General features: G+C 39.4%; 16 protein-coding genes. 10 read left to right on the forward strand and 6 right to left on the reverse strand.

Annotated elements, in window-relative coordinates:
- Positions 1-45: 45 nt before the first annotated feature.
- Positions 46-477 (reverse strand): MarR family winged helix-turn-helix transcriptional regulator, encoded by a 432-nt coding sequence (locus tag BCG07_RS10835; RefSeq protein ID WP_286890107.1) that lies wholly within the window; start codon positions 475-477, stop codon positions 46-48.
- Positions 478-621: 144 nt separating this feature from the next.
- Between BCG07_RS10835 and hmgA the strand changes: the two genes are divergently transcribed.
- A complete protein-coding gene (hmgA, locus tag BCG07_RS10840) occupies positions 622-1,923 on the forward strand; it encodes a homogentisate 1,2-dioxygenase (RefSeq protein ID WP_286890109.1) in 1,302 nt (433 codons plus the stop codon).
- A gap of 2 nt (positions 1,924-1,925) precedes the next feature.
- A complete protein-coding gene (maiA, locus tag BCG07_RS10845) occupies positions 1,926-2,552 on the forward strand; it encodes a maleylacetoacetate isomerase (RefSeq protein ID WP_286890111.1) in 627 nt (208 codons plus the stop codon).
- Positions 2,553-2,564: 12 nt separating this feature from the next.
- Here the strand turns inward: maiA and BCG07_RS10850 are convergent, their stop codons facing one another.
- Positions 2,565-2,798, reverse strand: coding sequence for a TIGR02647 family protein (locus BCG07_RS10850; protein WP_286890112.1), 234 nt, complete (start codon positions 2,796-2,798; stop codon positions 2,565-2,567).
- 106 nt (positions 2,799-2,904) lie between these two features.
- On the opposite strand from BCG07_RS10850, the gene BCG07_RS10855 reads away from it, so the two are divergent.
- A complete protein-coding gene (locus BCG07_RS10855) occupies positions 2,905-3,207 on the forward strand; it encodes a DUF1496 domain-containing protein (protein ID WP_286890114.1) in 303 nt (100 codons plus the stop codon).
- A 54-nt stretch (positions 3,208-3,261) separates the two neighbouring features.
- On the forward strand, positions 3,262-3,570 hold the full coding sequence (locus BCG07_RS10860) for a VF530 family protein (RefSeq protein WP_008126252.1): 309 nt from the start codon (positions 3,262-3,264) through the stop codon (positions 3,568-3,570).
- A 48-nt stretch (positions 3,571-3,618) separates the two neighbouring features.
- Here the strand turns inward: BCG07_RS10860 and BCG07_RS10865 are convergent, their stop codons facing one another.
- On the reverse strand, positions 3,619-5,238 hold the full coding sequence (locus BCG07_RS10865) for a diacylglycerol kinase family protein (protein ID WP_286890115.1): 1,620 nt from the start codon (positions 5,236-5,238) through the stop codon (positions 3,619-3,621).
- A gap of 508 nt (positions 5,239-5,746) precedes the next feature.
- On the opposite strand from BCG07_RS10865, the gene BCG07_RS10870 reads away from it, so the two are divergent.
- The 6 genes from BCG07_RS10870 to BCG07_RS10895 all read left to right on the forward strand — a co-directional run bounded on the left by BCG07_RS10870 (position 5,747) and on the right by BCG07_RS10895 (position 11,341).
- Positions 5,747-6,271, forward strand: a complete 525-nt coding sequence (locus BCG07_RS10870; RefSeq protein WP_006791673.1) for a sigma-70 family RNA polymerase sigma factor — start codon at positions 5,747-5,749, stop codon at positions 6,269-6,271.
- Entirely contained in the window at positions 6,268-6,951 is a 684-nt protein-coding gene (locus BCG07_RS10875) for an anti-sigma factor (RefSeq protein ID WP_008126246.1), read from the forward strand. The genes BCG07_RS10870 and BCG07_RS10875 overlap by 4 nt, the downstream gene beginning before the upstream one ends.
- A 126-nt stretch (positions 6,952-7,077) precedes the next feature.
- The gene (locus tag BCG07_RS10880; protein WP_058429784.1) at positions 7,078-8,670 is read left to right on the forward strand and encodes a DUF4331 domain-containing protein; all 1,593 of its coding nucleotides are present in this window, start codon (positions 7,078-7,080) and stop codon (positions 8,668-8,670) included.
- Between the two features lie 11 nt (positions 8,671-8,681).
- Entirely contained in the window at positions 8,682-9,185 is a 504-nt protein-coding gene (locus tag BCG07_RS10885) for an Ig-like domain-containing protein (protein WP_203987420.1), read from the forward strand.
- A gap of 42 nt (positions 9,186-9,227) precedes the next feature.
- A complete protein-coding gene (locus BCG07_RS10890) occupies positions 9,228-10,235 on the forward strand; it encodes a tetratricopeptide repeat protein (RefSeq protein WP_010556744.1) in 1,008 nt (335 codons plus the stop codon).
- 5 nt (positions 10,236-10,240) lie between these two features.
- A complete protein-coding gene (locus tag BCG07_RS10895) occupies positions 10,241-11,341 on the forward strand; it encodes a HupE/UreJ family protein (protein WP_286890118.1) in 1,101 nt (366 codons plus the stop codon).
- Positions 11,342-11,634: 293 nt separating this feature from the next.
- Here BCG07_RS10895 and BCG07_RS10900 read toward each other — a convergent pair whose 3' ends face one another.
- The 3 genes from BCG07_RS10900 to BCG07_RS10910 form a co-directional block, all read right to left on the reverse strand.
- Entirely contained in the window at positions 11,635-12,249 is a 615-nt protein-coding gene (locus BCG07_RS10900) for a TetR/AcrR family transcriptional regulator (RefSeq protein ID WP_286890119.1), read from the reverse strand.
- Between the two features lie 149 nt (positions 12,250-12,398).
- Positions 12,399-13,805 carry an efflux transporter outer membrane subunit gene (locus BCG07_RS10905; protein ID WP_286890121.1) on the reverse strand — a complete coding sequence of 469 codons (1,407 nt, stop codon included), beginning with the start codon at positions 13,803-13,805 and terminating at the stop codon, positions 12,399-12,401.
- Positions 13,805-15,943: efflux RND transporter permease subunit (locus BCG07_RS10910; protein WP_286890122.1), on the reverse strand; the 2,139-nt coding region annotated here is incomplete at its 5' end. The genes BCG07_RS10910 and BCG07_RS10905, both read right to left, overlap by 1 nt.

A 15,943-nucleotide genomic window follows, 5' to 3' on the forward strand; every position in this document is an offset into this window, starting at 1 on the left:
TTAGATTAGTTAAAATTATAAAAGCCCATCATTTGATGGGCTTTTTTATGCCTGTAATTTATTTTTTAGCTTATTAAGTACACTTACTAATAAACCTTGTTCATACGTATTTAACGAAGCCAATAGTTCTTTTTCCCACTTTAACGCCTCGGGTACTATTTTTTTATACATCTCCTTTCCAGCTTCACTCAATGAAAGCATGGCTGCGCGCTTATCCTCTGAATTAATTTGAGTTATTAGCAACTTTTTTTCTACTAATATTTTTATTGCACGCGACACAGTCGATTTATCCATATTTGCCTGTGTACATAAATTTTTAGCATTACTTTGACCAAATTGCGCTAAATTCGCCAAAATTCGCCATTGAGGTATCGTTAAGTCAAATTTGGTCTGGTATACCTTAGCAAGGTCATTACTTACCAAACCTGCTACATTAATTAGCTGATATGCTAAAAAGGTGTCTAAATCCAGTTTCATTGTTATCCCGTTAAATAGGTTTACTGGCTGTTCATTTATATTTACATACACATTCATAGAGCAATTTGAAATTACTCTCACTTGAGAGTATCTTAACTTAAATAAATAAAACATAAAACTAGCCTTCTCTCACAGGAGTCAGTAATGGCAGAACAGTTAAAGTACATGACCGGTTTTGGTAATGAGTTTGAAACCGAAGCGCTACCCGGTGCCTTGCCTATAGGGCAATTTACTCCTCAAAAGGTTAAGTACGATCTTTACACTGAACAATTTAGCTCTACAGCATTTACTGCGCCTAGAGCAGCTAACCGCAGAACATGGCTGTACCGCTTACGCCCTTCGGTAGTGCAAGGTGATTACACCGCTGTTGATAACGGCTTGATTCGAACTGCACCTATAACTGAAGCCGTAACACCTCCGACTATGCTTCGCTGGAACCCCGTGGAAATTCCTACAAAGCCAACTGATTTTCTAGATGGACTCATAACAATGGCTGCTAACGGCAGTGCTAATGGGCAATCTGGCATCGGTATTCATGTTTATGTTGCTAACAAGTCTATGGTCGATCGCTACTTTTACAACGCTGACGGTGAAATGCTATTTGTACCCCAACAAGGCGAGCTACTCCTGCATACAGAATGCGGTAAGCTCTGTGTAAAACCAGGTGAAGTTGCAGTCATACCCCGAGGGATGAAGTTTTCTGTTGATTTAATACAATCAACGGCCCGTGGTTATATCTGCGAAAACTATGGTCATGCTTTAGAGCTTGCAGAGCGAGGCCCTGTTGGTGCAAACGGCTATGCCAACGACCGTGACTTTCAATACCCAGTTGCAGCTTTTGAAGATAAAGAAGGTGATTTTGAACTGGTGTCAAAATTTAATGGCAACTTATTCAGCTGTGAGATTAAGCATTCCCCTTTCGATGTTGTTGCATGGACAGGTAATAGCGCGCCTTATAAATACGATTTATCGCGATTTAATGTAATGAACACAGTAAGCTTTGACCATCCTGATCCTTCTATATTTACCGTTTTAACCTCGCCATCAGCTACTGAAGGAATGGCTAATGTTGATTTTGTTATTTTTCCACCGCGTTGGATGGTTGCTGAAAACACTTTTCGTCCGCCCTACTATCATCGTAATATCATGAGTGAATTTATGGGGTTAATTGAAGGTGTATATGATGCAAAAGAGCATGGCTTTGTGCCAGGTGGGGCAAGTTTACATAACTGTATGTCTCCGCATGGACCTGAAGCGGATGTATTTGAAAAAGCATCTAATGCGGAACTTGTTCCACAAAAATACGAAAATACCTTAGCGTTTATGTTTGAATCCCGTTATGTCATTTCACCGACTAAATACGCATTAGAAGGTAAAGAACGTCAACCAAATTACACAGATTGTTGGCGAACAATTAAAAAACACTATTCAGCCAACAAGGATTAATTATGAAGCTTTACAGTTATTTTCGATCATCAGCTGCATACCGAGTGCGTATTGCGTTAAACCTAAAAAAAATTGACCATGAGTTGGCAATTGTAAATCTTTTAAAATCAGAGCAGCTTGAGGAAGGTTACCTAACACTAAACCCACAAGGGCTTTTACCAGCCCTTGAAACAGATGAAGGTGTACTTGGTCAATCATTAGCTATTTTAGAATGGCTTGATGAAACATACCCACAGTCACCATTAATTAGCGGCTCTGCTTGGCAAAAAGCCCAAATAAGAAATTTAAGTTTTGCAATAGCGTGTGATATTCACCCAGTGAATAATTTGCGAGTACTTAAGTATTTATCGAATGAATTAAAAGTAGACGATGATGCTAAAAACACCTGGTACAAACATTGGGTTGAAGTAGGCTTTGATAAAATAGAAATACTACTTGGAGACGAAGATTACTGTATTGGGAACAATCCAAGCCTTGCTGATGTTTGCTTAGTACCTCAGGTATTTAATGCTATTCGTTTTAACGTGGATATGAGTCGATATCCAAAAATTGCAGCTATTTATGAACGATGTAATAAATTAGCTGCGTTTAATGATGCCGCACCGCAAAATCAACCCGATGCGACCTAAATACTGTTGAGCTTAACTTTTGAGCGCGCTATGAATAATCGTAACGTGTTCAATTAAATCTAAACCCAAATCCGTTAAGTAACCGCCATCTGGGCTATCTATAACGCCTTTATCGAATAATCGTTGTGCTGCTTCTATCAAGCTTGTTTCTGCGTCAGAATGTAATTTGATACCCTGCATTTTGCTATCAAGCGGAAACTTTGCAAGTAATGTGAATTCATCTATCATCAGCTGATTAAATTTCATGTGTGTGTACCTTTTATTGTTCTGTTTATTTTTTAGTGTGTAATATTACACTAGCATGTTTTTTAGTATTACGTACTATTTTTAAAGTCAATTGTAGGAGAATATTATGCGCCAATTAATAATTCTATCCGCCTGTTTTTTAAGCTTATCACTCTCGTTATTTTGTAATGCCGAGCCGCATAACAGCCGCACTTTTGTGAACGCAAGTCAGTTAAATCAGCACCAAACAATGTGTTGGTACGACGACAAACGCTATAGTGAAGGCGCATTAATTAGCGTTGATACGTTCAATTTACTGTGCGGTGCCAAAAACCCCAACCAAACCAATAGCGCATTAATGTGGCTTAAGCTCAATGAGCAAGGGAAAGTTATTTACCCAAATCGACCTAAAAAGATTACAGTGAAATAGCCTGCTTATTGTATTTAAGCTACAATATGCATAGTTTAAATAAGCAGTATGGCTATGGATAATCAACCTAAAAACCCACTACATGGGATCACACTAGAACAAATATTGGTCGAGTTAGAGCAGAGACTTGGCTGGAAAACGCTGGGCGAACAAGTAAAAATTAAATGTTTTACGGATGCACCAAGCATAAAATCTAGCTTAAAATTTTTACGCAAAACCCCTTGGGCCAGAGACAAAGTTGAAGCGTTATATATTCATACAATAAATAACAAACCACTTCGCAAACCAAAAAGCGCACCTCGTAAAACAACAAACAAGGCTCCAGATACAACTGACTTTGTTTGGCCATCAATAAAAAAGTAAAAATATAAATAAAGGCGCACTTTAATGCGCCTTTATATTTTAGTTTTACTAAATTTCCTTACTGATCACATTAAGCGATGCTGGCTGTATTTCAACCACAAGCCTATCAGCCGTTTTCACTTCGCCATCAATGACATATTTAATTCCATTCTCTGAAGATATTTCGACTTTTTTAGCATTTGTGTGTTGAGAGTTAATGGCTAAATGACTTTGCGTTATACTGCTAAACATTAGCTCGGCAATACTCAGTACCGTGGTGGAATTTTCTTTATTGGGTATAAGCCAATTTATATCAAGTAGCCCATCGCTATGATTAGGCTGCCCTCCCCCTTGAGCAAGTAGCGTTGTAAACGGTGCTGCATTAGCAACAACGAAACTACTTGTTGTGATCATCATTGGGTCGTTATCATCCAATTTAACGTTGAGCTGTTGCGATTTTTGTTCCGAAAACGCCTGAAAAAACCCCGTTAAATAAGCAAGTTGCCCAAATTTATTTTTAAACTCGCGGTCAGCTTTTTCAATCATTGCATGTTCAAAACCTATCCCGGCTAAAAGTAGCATTAGCTCGTCGTTACAATATGCTGTATCTATTAACGTAGATTGACCATCAATAATTAAATCACACGCTTGCTCTACAGGTATAAATTTTGAACTTATTCCCATCAATACATGGGCTAGCGCATTTGCGGTCCCCAATGGAATAATACCTAATTTACAGGGTGTATTAACTAATACGCTCGCAACTTCCGCTACTGTTCCATCGCCACCACAGGCAATAACAATATCAGGGTTTTCACTAAGCGCTTGTTTGCCAAGCTCTATACCGTTAATGTCTGGGCTTGTGGTCATTACGGTTAAATCGTAATAAGTTGACAGGCGTGCAATTATAAATTGTTCTTTTTCTTGCCATATTTTTGTACCCGACACGGGATTTGCAATTAAAAATGCACGATTTTTAATTACTAATTCGCCACTTTTATGTCGCTTTGCTAGGTGGCGCAGTTGGCGTTTATTTAGATTAGCGGTTTCACGTGTTTCTTTGATTTGGGCAAGCACATCATGCACGTCGGCGTGTTTATTTTGACTAAGTAAGTAAGCAGCCATTACAAACACTGAACGTCCGCGGCCCAACGCACAATGCACAACCACTTTATTGTTTTTTTGGATTTGATGATGAATCCAATTTATTGCCTGGTTAAGCTGAGAGCGTGTTGGCACGCTATGGTCAAGTACTGGAATATTTAAATAGTTAATACGCTCTTGTGTCGAGCTCCACTCTAAACCGTCAAACTCACAAGTAACATCTAATATAGCGGTAATATTATTGCTTTTTAACGTGTCTATATCCGAGGGAAATAAGCGGCATGCTAAAAAAAGGTTATCGTTAATTTGCTGAATTGGTGGCACTTTATCATGCTTACGCGACCACGCGTTGTACACTTGCGCCCCCAATAAAAAAGGAATAAACGCCCAGCGTATGTAAAATGGAATAACGCCGTTTTCTCGCTTTCTGAAAATTTTACCTATATTAAAAATGTATGCCCCACTGACCAATGACAGTGATAGCGCGGTCCAGTAAAAAAATAACGAAAAGTAAATTGAATTTATTTCCCACCCTATAAAAATAAGTACACACGCTAATATCAAATAACTAATTGCAGCCCACATAAAATCTCCATTTATATTTATTGCTATTCATTAATTAACAAACAGCTTTTATAATTGTGTTTGCAATTTACAAGCCACAAAACAGTAAAGCGTACGGCACCACTTTTTACTTATATTATTGATATTTAATAGCTATTTAAATACCGTTTTTATTGGTTTGTATGGACTTTGCTCTTTTTACACAATGAGTGTGTTAATTTTTCACACGTATCACAGTAGAAACTCACTAAGTCTTAGCTCCATATTAGTAAATCTGACTCACCAAGCTAATTTATTTTAAGTGTAACTTAGCGTGGCGACTCTGCTATAAACAAAAATCGGCTCAACCATTACAGATGCTTTTCTCTAATATAGTTTTTGAACTCACAGAATTATACCTAATAATAAACACAGATAGTCATTGCAAAAAAGAGCGAAAAGTATACTGTTGCAAGCTACTTAACTTTTTTGCATCCAAGTTCTAGCCTCAACCGTTTTTAAAAAGAGAATAAAAATAAATAGGATATTTATGGAAAACGATAATTTACTGTCTCTGTTATACGATACATCACAGGGTGATAAGCATGCATTTTCAACCTTGTATCAACAAACAAGCGGAAAGCTTTTTGCCATTAGCTTAAATATGCTTTCTAACAGAGCACACGCCGAAGAAGTGTTGCAAGACGCATTCATTAAAATATGGCATAACGCCTCAGAATACAATGCTTCTAAAGGCACTGTCATAAGCTGGATGATAAGTATAGTAAGGTATAGAAGTCTGGATGCGTTGCGTTACAACAAAGTAAGAAAAGAGCAAACAATGGGAGATGATGACTTTGATATTCAGAGCGTCGATGTCAACTATGACGAAAATACTAAATTAGTAAACTGTATAGAGCAGCTTGAACCCCAGCAAAAGCAGGCCATTCATTTAGCTTACTATAAGGGGCTTAGTCACAGCGAGCTAGTAGACCATATAGAGTCGCCATTAGGCACAGTTAAAAGCTGGATCAGACGCGGGCTTACACAACTTCAGAGGTGTTTAACATTATGAATTATACAAAACCCGAGCTGTTAGACGCGCTAGCAGGACAATATGTACTTGGCACACTCAAGGGGCTGGCACGAAAACGTTTTCAGCGCTTGTTACTTAGCTCAAGCAAAGCACGTGAGGCAATTTTTATGTGGGAGCAAAACCTTAATAATTTAGCAAGTGCAATTACACCACAAGCACCTAGCGATTCTGTTTGGGAAAACATTTTGCAAGGTATTGAGTCAAAAACAGTGCCTAGTCAAACAGTGGTGCAAACTAAGCCGTCGATTTGGCAGACATGGTCGTTTATAGCCACCGCCGCGTGTATTGTGTTGGCATTTTTAGTCATTCAACCGGCCAAAGAAGTGTCGCAATATCAGCAAATTGCACTCGTGCAAAACCAAGATAAACAGTCTTTATGGTTTATTGAAGTAAACGAAGAAGCATTAACTATTAAAGCCAGTAGTCAATTAGTTGCCCAAAGAGATAAAGATTATCAACTATGGATGATCTTAAAAGGGCAAGATTTACCTGTTTCGTTGGGTATATTACCTAAACAAGGCGGTAAATTTTTGCTAAAAGATAAACGCTTTAACGCTGACGATATCTCACTACTAGCAGTCAGTTTAGAGCCTTTAGGTGGTTCGCCAAACGGCTTACCTACCGAGGTACTTTATACAACCGAACTCGTGTTACTTTAACCCCTTGTATGGCTGCTTATATAAGCAGCCATTTTTTATTTAAATAAAGTTTAACTTTTTTGCATCCAATCTAAATTCCCCCCCGTTATTAGCTATGACTTCTATTTAAAACTAAAGGAAAAAGTCATGAAAGCTTTAACACCATCAATACTCGCAGTAGTAATATGCAGCACTTTTATTAGCGCACCAAGTAACGCATCAAGTCACCGAGAAGCGCCAAATATTAGTCGCTTTCCGACCTTAGATTCTACCGATTTTTATGTATTTAATAGCTATGAACAAGGAAAAGAAGAGTACGTCACACTAATCGCAAACTATATTCCATTACAGGATGCCTACGGCGGCCCCAATTATTTTGCAATGGACCCAGATGCAACTTACAGCATACACATAGATAACGATGGCGATGCCGTTGAAGACATTACTTTTGCATTTGATTTCCAAAGCATGCTACCAAACGATAATCAAGGTGTGCAATTAGCTGTAGGCCCAGAAGGCAACCAGCGTACTGTTTCTGTACCACTTAAAAATGTGGGCGGTGTATCAGCCGGTGATAATAGCGCAACTAACTTCAGTGAATCATATACTCTGAGTATGATTAATGGGCCGCAGCGCACAGGTGTTGCAACCTCATTAAATAATACCACTACGGGCACATCTACATTCAGTAAGCCACTTGATTATATTGGTAATAAAACATTTACCTCTAAAGCTGACTATCAAACTTACGCAGATCAATTTGTATATAATGTGTCAATCCCGGGTTGTGAAAGCATGGCACAAGTATTTGTTGGCCAAAGAAAAGATGCGTTTGTCGTTAACCTTGGTAAAACATTCGATTTAGTAAACTACGTACCAGTAGAGGGCGACAGCGCTCCGGGTGCTGGTGATGCAGGTGGCTTCCCTGGAGGTATTACCCAATCGGCTGACAATGACGATCTTGCAGATAAAAACGTGACATCAATTGCTATTGAAGTACCAAAAAGCTGTATTGTAGGCGAAGGTAATGGCGTTATTGGTTCGTGGACCACTGCAAGTTTACCACAAGCTCGCATACTAAACCCGAATGCTAAATTTGCTAATAATGCAGTTAATGGTGGTGCACTTACTCAAGTATCGCGTTTGGGTAATCCACTTGTTAATGAGCTTGTTATTGGCATAAAGGATAAGGATACTTTCTCGACAGCACACCCTAAAGACGATGGACAGTTTTTAGATTATGTATCTCATCCAGCCCTTCCTGAACTTTTAAATATTTTATTCAAGGATGCTGTTAATACGACACTTGGCGCTAACCTCGAAACATTAGCCCCAACAAACTTTCCTCGTACCGATTTAATTACTGCATTTTTAACTGGTTTTGCTGGTGTTAATCAACAAGCAACCGTCACTCCCTCTGAAATGCTTCGTTTAAACACAAACATCGCGGCAACAGCGCAAAGTGAGCAGTCTGCATTTGGTGTTGCAGGAAACGATTTAGCTGGCTTTCCAAACGGCCGACGCCCTGGCGATGATGTTGTTGATATTGCTCTGCGCGTAGTAATGGGTCGTTTATGTCATCCTATTCCTGTTGCAGGCGAAGATACTGACCTAGGCTTATGTACTCCCGAAGATGCAAGCGTTGGTACAGTACCATTTACCGATGGCGCACCTGTTGATGCAACAATGATGGACTCAACCTTTCCGTACTTAGCTACCCCACTTGCGGGCTCTAAATAAGGAGTAAACTAATGCAACACTTAAAAATAACGCATATAGGTATTCTGCTTAGCGCATTAACGCTGGGAGCGTGTAGCAATGATGACGACAATAAAAAGCCGTTGCCTGTGGTTAATACAGCGCCTTCAGTTAGCGACATCATGTTAACAACGCAAACGGAGGTAAATATTACCGACTCACTTACAGCCATAGATAAAGAAGGTGATTCACTTACTTATTCATTGGTCAGTGAGCCTTCACTAGGCATGGTAAATATTGACGCTGATGGCAACTTTACTTACACACCAAATAAAGAGGTTACGGGCACAGATAGCTTTACCTTTGGCGTATCTGATGGCGTTAACAGCCAAGTAAGTGCAATGGTTAATATCACTATTGAAGCTTTGCAAGTCGACTTTGCTCAGTTTACTAGCGATGCATTTAACCAAGCACCGAATGCAGAGCCACTCTCTGTAAATGGAAGAGAGTTTACAAATAAAGACACAGATATTAATAATTTAATTAGTAATCAGTAAATAAGCTGACCGGCCATGGATGGCTATTTTAAGGATACAAATATGAAATCACCTCTAGTAAACCTGATGATTACATTAAGCTTAGTGTGCTCATTTGAGCTTTTTGCAGCGGCTTATACACCTAATGACAACGACGTAATAGCAGTCACTAAATCGGATTTAACTGCCTCACTATCGATAAATGAAATAGAAAATCTAGTCAATAAAAGTCAATTCGTTGGACAAACGGAGCATATGCAAGGGGTACTCAAAAACAGGCTCGCAGAAATATACTTAAATGAGCCAACGCCACAGGTAGGCTATTTATATGCACGCGTTTTACAAAAAGAGCATTTGTTTAATGATGCGATAAACATTGCTAATAGTGTTTTAAAAATAACGCCTGATCACAGCAACACTCATCTATTGCTGGCTAATTTGTACATGACACAAGGCCAGTTTGAACTTGCTAAACAGCATTGCTTAGCACTAATAACAAGGGTAAGCACATTAACGGCCAGTACTTGTGTACTAGACGTGCAAAGTCAGCACGGTAATTTATTAAGAAGTTATCAATCTTTAGTAAAGCTAACGAACAATAAGCCTATTGGACTCAATACAAAACATGTCCTAGCTGAAATGAGCTTTAGATTACAAAACTACACAAACGCATTAAAGCACCTTGAAAATATAAATTTAGTAAACTCTCCAGTAAGCCTAATTGCTTTATGGGCAGACATACAACTGGGCTTAAACAAGCCACAGCAAGTGATAACCAAATTAAGTAATTTATTAAAAGAATCGCACGATCTAGAAGATGCGCTTTTGCTGCGCTTAGCCATCGCAGAAAAAAAACTAAACACAACACAATACAAATGGCAAAACGCCATGAAGCAACGAGTAGAGCTCAGAGAAATTCGCCACGACAGCTTTCACGCAAGTGACCTCGCCAACTATTATATTCACGTGCAGCCAAACAAATCTAAAGCCTTGTATTGGGCCAATATTAACTGGCAACAAGCTAAAATGAATATCGACCAAGCGCTGATTGTTCAAGCAAAAAGGATGTAAATGTTATGAGAAAATTAATACGCGTATTTTCTATTATGTTGTTAAGCTTATTATTTTCAACAGCTGCTTTTGCGCACCAGTTAAGCACCGGCTACATTACGCTTAATAGCAACAATACAGCTCAATACAGCGGCAATTGGGAAATCAATGTTGCAGATTTAGAGCACGTTATAGCACTCGACTTAGATCAAAACGCCAACATTACCTGGTCTGAAATAAAAGCAAAACGCGACTCAATTAACGCATTTATAAAAAACAATCTTATCGCAGAACAAAACGAACAAACTTGCGCACTCACTGTAAATAACAATTACCAGCTAAGTGAGCACTTTAATCAGCCTTACTTGGTATTACCTGTGTCATTTTCGTGTTTAACAAATAACGAGATTACGCTTAAGTATTCAGCCTTTTTTCAAGATGACGCAAATCATAAGGTCATTGTTAATGTGAATAAGATAGCACGTGTGTTTAGTATAAATGAGCCTAGCCAAACCTTTAATACTAAGCAGTCGAGCTATTTAGATACCTTTACAGAATATGTGTATCAGGGCGTATTACACATTTGGATAGGCATCGATCATATTTTATTTTTAATTGCGCTATTACTAACTTGTGTTTTAACCCGTGATAAAAACACCTGGCAGCCCATTAGCTCTAAAAAACACATTATCAAACACACTGCCTGGATTGTTACAGCATTTACGCTTGCTCATTCTATAACGCTTACAGCAACAGCGCTTGATTTAGTATCTCTCAATACTCGCTGGGTTGAACTAATTATTGCAATTTCTGTATTGTTTGCAGCCCTTAATAATGTTTGGCCCGTTGTTTTGCGTTTAGGCTGGCTGACATTTGCTTTTGGGTTACTTCACGGAATGGGATTTGCGAGTGTACTTGGTGAATTAGGTTTGTCGAGTAACTATCAATTAATGAGCATATTGGCATTTAATTTAGGGGTAGAGATTGGCCAACTAAGTATTTTATTAGTAGCGTTGCCTTTATTAATTGCATTTAGAAAAACCGCTTGGTATGTAAAATGGTTAATGCCTGCAGGGTCTATAGGTATTGCAGTAGTGGCTCTAAACTGGTCTGTAGAACGCTTTTGAACATAATTATACCCATTCGCCTAATTAAGTAATCTATTTTGAAGATGGAAAAACGTCTTGATAGCTAGGAAAAGAGTTCGCTATTTAGGTGCTATCGGCAATTGCTCCTGCATTGCTCTACCTTCTGCATTCATGCAGTCGTAAATGAGAGTTTTTTAACGTAAATAGCGAGGCGTTTAGCCCCACAAAATGATTAAGTATTATTGTGGCTTGGTATTACTTTAAACGGTTGTTAATACTATAAACCCGCTAATATAGCGGGCATATAGTTTATGTATTTTAATAGCACTATTTTAATCTTCAAACGGCATTAACAACGTTTTCATTGCCGGGCGAAGCGCAATTAAAACTGTCTCTTCGGTAAGTTCGGGGTAAAGCACTTTTCGCAAAAGTAAGCCTGCCATTACTGAAAAAATAACATTAATACGGCTTTCTAGCTCTACCTCATCTATGTCTTTTATCACACTGCGTTCACTTATTAGCAATTGGCGCATTCTATTTCGCGCTTGCGTGTCAGCATCACGTAATAGTTTAGCTACCTTTACGTTTCTACCAGCTTCAGCGAGCATTTCTAAATCAACCGCACATTCACCGGTATCCATATGCCTTTGAACGCCGATATTTAAACCGTTCAATAATACTGTGAGCGTATCTTCTGGTTGCCCTTCAAAATGCTCAAATATAGAAAACATTTCTTCCATATCTTTTTCAATAATACTTTCTATAATGGCTTCTTTACTTTCAAAGTAGTTATAAATATGCCCGGCACTCATTCCTGCTGTTCTGGATATTTCAGCCATACCTGCAGCATGAAAGCCTTTACGACGAAAGCATTCAGCCGCCGCAGTTAAAACCTGATCACGACGCGCTTTGGCTATCGCTGGATCTGCCTGTCTTTTAGTTTTCATACAAAGCTCCACTGCCAAGTGATTAGACTCGACAATAAGGCAAATACTTAATCATTTTGAAATACGCCTTTCACTCATAAATAAGTATTTAGCCCTATATAAATCTAGTTAATTAGCTGCAAAAAGGTGTTTACAGCTAAAACCCTTACTTAGTTGGTTTGAGCGCTTTTCTCCCAGCCACCGCCCACTACTTTATACAGGCTTATTTGGCTAGCTAACAAAGCCTGTTGACCCAAAATTTGCTGTTGCTGTGCAGCGTACCAGCTGCGTTGTGCATCAAGGACTTGTAAATAGCTATCAACACCTTTATCGTAACGCGCCTTTGATAGCGAAAACGTAGACCCTCGGCTTTGTAGTAACATATCAAGTGCGCTTAATTGCGCTTGATAGCCTTCGTTGTCTGCTAACGCATCGGCGACTTCGCGAAATGCTTGCTGAATTTTTTGCTGATAAGTAACAACAGCAATTTGTTGATCGGCCTTAGCAACATCTAGCTGAGCTTGGTTTCTGCCCATATTAAAAATAGGTAAAGTAACTGATGGAATAAAACTCCACGTACCCGAACCTGCATCAAATAAATCACTTAAATCGTTAGAGGCAGTACCCGCATTAGCCGTTAAGCTAATACTGGGGTAAAAAGCAGCACGCGCTACACCAATGTTGGCATTAGCGGCCAATAACTGATGTTCTGCTGCTTTAATATCTGGGCGTTGAGTTAATAAATCAGAAGGTAAACCAACCGGTATTTTAGGCAACGCTAATAACGAGTCCAGCACCTTATTTGGCAGAAGTTCAGGGCTTACTGGTTTTCCTACTAATAAATCAAGTGCGTTTTTATCGCGCTTTAATAAACGCTTATACGTTGCAATATCAACCTTTGCGCTGGCAACGGTACTTTTCAATTGCTCTAACGTAATTTTAGATGCTGCGCCTAAATCAAAACTTTTTTGAGTAAGCCCAAGCGACGCTTGTTGCGATTTTAACGTTTCCTCAGCAAGCCCAAGTAACTGTTGATCGGTTGCATAATTAAGCCACGCATTAGCCAGCTCTGCTACCAGCGACACTTGCGTGCTGTATTGAGTAAGCTCAGTAGAGTATAAATTTTGCAGCGCTTGTTGAGTTTGGTTACGAACCTTACCCCATATATCTAATTCGTAAGAGGTAATACCTACAGTAGCACTGTATTGCGAGCTTATAGTGGCCTCATTAGTACTTGTTAAACTGGCAGGCAGACGCTGGCGAGTGCCCGAACCATTAACATTTAAGGACGGATACAATACTGAGTTTTCTATTTGATACAACCCACGTACCCGCTGCACATTGAGCATCGCAATTTGCAGATCTTTGTTGTGCTCAAGGCTTTGACCTATAAGCACCTGTAATTTTTTATCGCTAAAAAACTGCTGCCACTTTAATGTGTTAACTGTGGCCTGCTCTGTTTGAACTGAATACGTCTCGGGTACTGGCAGCGCCAAATTTTGCTGTTCAGGTGCCAACTGGCATCCACTTAAAGCAGCCAACGTAAGCACACTCAACGAAAAGGTTTTTATATGCATTATGCTGTCTCCTCGTTAGTGTTTTTTTCTTTTGCAGGGAATACGCGGCGTACTAATACAAAAAACAGCGGCACAAAAACAACAACCAAAATAGATGAGGCAAGTGTTCCACCAATAATTGAAATGCCTAATGCGTTTTGCGCACCAGAGCCTGCACTTGATGCAATAGCGAGCGGAATAACACCACAAATAAAGGCCATTGAAGTCATTAAAATTGGGCGTAAACGCAGCCTTACTGCAGCCACAGCCGCTTCAACTAAATCAAGCCCTTCGTCCATTTTATGGATAGCAAATTCCACAATTAATATGGCATTTTTAGACGCTAACCCTATCGTAGTTAATAAGCCCACTTGCAGGTAAATATCGTTTGATAATCCGCTACCCAATGCAGCCATAGCAGCACCAAATATACCTAACGGAACAATCATCATAACCGCAAACGGTACCGACCAACTTTCATAAAGAGCCGCTAAACATAAAAATACAAATAACAACGACAAACCATACAATAAAGGTGCTTGGCCGCTGCTAGAGCGTTCTTGAAATGAAATACCGGTCCATTCAGACGATATACCATTTGGCAGCTGTTTTACCAAGCGCTCCATTTCATCCATTGCTTGTCCTGTGCTGTAACCAGGTGCAGCGGTTCCTTGTATTTCCATTGCTGAAAAGCCATTGTAACGTTCTAAACGCGGCGAACCATAAGTCCAATAGGCCGTTGCAAAGGCAGAAAACGGAACCATATCACCCTCATTATTACGTACATACCACTTATTTAAATCTTCAGGCACCATTCGAGATTCAGCATCGCCTTGCATATATACTTTTTTAACACGCCCACGGTCAATGAAGTCATTTACATAACTACTACCCCAAGCCGTAGCAAGGGTGTTATTAATATCGGTTTGCGACACACCCAATGCTTGTGCTTTAGCTAAATCGGTATCGAGTTGTATTTCTGGCATATCTTCTTGACCATTAGGGCGTACACCAGCCAATATCGGGCTTTGGCTTGCTAAACCTAATAGTTGATTACGTGCTGCTAAAAGCGCATCGTGGCCCAAACCTACACGGTCTTGTAAAAATATATTAAAACCATTTGCTGTTCCCAGTTCTACAATTGCTGGTGGTGGAAAAGCAAACACAAACGCTTCTTTAATACTTGAAAAGTACCCCATAGCTTTACCCGCTACACCTTGCACAGATAAATCATCACGTTGGCGTTCATCCCAATGCTTAAGATTAACAAACCCTATTGCTGAGTTTTGGCCAGAACCTGCAAAGCTAAACCCGGTAACGGTAAAAATACCGTTTACTGCTTCAGATTGTTCGTTCAAGTAGTGGTTTTCTAATTTTTTAACCACTTCAAGTGTTTGCTCGGTTGTAGAACCCGCAGGTAACGAAACTTGGTTAAATAATATGCCTTGGTCTTCATCTGGTAAGAATGCGGTTGGTAAATTTGAAAACACATAAGCCATTCCACCTACAATTAAAAAGTATATAACAAGGTAGCGTTTAGCATGTTTGATCATACGGCTCACAAAGCTTTGCGCACCCGCATTTGTTTTGTCGAACCCGCGGTTAAACCCTGTAAAAAATTTACCAAATAACGACTTATCATTATGAACATGGCTAGGCTTCAAAAGCGTTGCACACAGTGCCGGCGTAAGTATAAGCGCCACAAGTACCGATAAACCCATAGCAGAAACAAGGGTAATTGAGAACTGACGATAGATTATGCCCGTTGAGCCGCTAAAAAAGGCCATCGGAATAAATACAGCAGAAAGCACCATTGCAATACCAACAAGCGCGCCTTTAATTTCGTCCATTGATTTGCGGGTTGCATCAAGCGCTGAGAGTTTTTCTTCAGTCATCAATCGCTCTACGTTTTCTACAACAACAATGGCATCATCAACTAGTAAACCGATGGCAAGCACCATGGCAAACATGGTCAATGTATTAATTGAGTAACCAAAAGTATATAAAATACCAAACGTACCCAGCAATACCACTGGCACTGCAATTGTTGGAATAAGCGTTGCTCTAAAGTTTTGTAAAAACAAGTACATAACAACAAACACCAACACAACCGCTTCTATAAGCGTATGAATTACTTTTTCAATTGAAAGCGCCACAAA

Origin of the sequence: Pseudoalteromonas sp. ESRF-bin5, assembly GCF_002632075.1 — a bacterium.
Classification (GTDB): Bacteria; Pseudomonadota; Gammaproteobacteria; order Enterobacterales; family Alteromonadaceae; genus Pseudoalteromonas; species Pseudoalteromonas marina.

Excerpts from the sequence above, each read along its gene's own strand:
- BCG07_RS10890 (WP_010556744.1), top strand. The coding sequence starts at position 9,228 with ATGAAATCACCTCTAGTAAACCTGATGATTACATTAAGCTTAGTGTGC.
- hmgA (WP_286890109.1), top strand. The coding sequence starts at position 622 with ATGGCAGAACAGTTAAAGTACATGACCGGTTTTGGTAATGAGTTTGAA.
- BCG07_RS10865 (WP_286890115.1), bottom strand. The coding sequence starts at position 5,238 with ATGTGGGCTGCAATTAGTTATTTGATATTAGCGTGTGTACTTATTTTT.
- BCG07_RS10875 (WP_008126246.1), top strand. The coding sequence starts at position 6,268 with ATGAATTATACAAAACCCGAGCTGTTAGACGCGCTAGCAGGACAATAT.
- BCG07_RS10860 (WP_008126252.1), top strand. The coding sequence starts at position 3,262 with ATGGATAATCAACCTAAAAACCCACTACATGGGATCACACTAGAACAA.
- BCG07_RS10855 (WP_286890114.1), top strand. The coding sequence starts at position 2,905 with ATGCGCCAATTAATAATTCTATCCGCCTGTTTTTTAAGCTTATCACTC.
- BCG07_RS10905 (WP_286890121.1), bottom strand. The coding sequence starts at position 13,805 with ATGCATATAAAAACCTTTTCGTTGAGTGTGCTTACGTTGGCTGCTTTA.
- BCG07_RS10870 (WP_006791673.1), top strand. The coding sequence starts at position 5,747 with ATGGAAAACGATAATTTACTGTCTCTGTTATACGATACATCACAGGGT.
- BCG07_RS10885 (WP_203987420.1), top strand. The coding sequence starts at position 8,682 with ATGCAACACTTAAAAATAACGCATATAGGTATTCTGCTTAGCGCATTA.
- BCG07_RS10895 (WP_286890118.1), top strand. The coding sequence starts at position 10,241 with ATGAGAAAATTAATACGCGTATTTTCTATTATGTTGTTAAGCTTATTA.
- BCG07_RS10900 (WP_286890119.1), bottom strand. The coding sequence starts at position 12,249 with ATGAAAACTAAAAGACAGGCAGATCCAGCGATAGCCAAAGCGCGTCGT.
- BCG07_RS10835 (WP_286890107.1), bottom strand. The coding sequence starts at position 477 with ATGAAACTGGATTTAGACACCTTTTTAGCATATCAGCTAATTAATGTA.
- maiA (WP_286890111.1), top strand. The coding sequence starts at position 1,926 with ATGAAGCTTTACAGTTATTTTCGATCATCAGCTGCATACCGAGTGCGT.
- BCG07_RS10850 (WP_286890112.1), bottom strand. The coding sequence starts at position 2,798 with ATGAAATTTAATCAGCTGATGATAGATGAATTCACATTACTTGCAAAG.
- BCG07_RS10880 (WP_058429784.1), top strand. The coding sequence starts at position 7,078 with ATGAAAGCTTTAACACCATCAATACTCGCAGTAGTAATATGCAGCACT.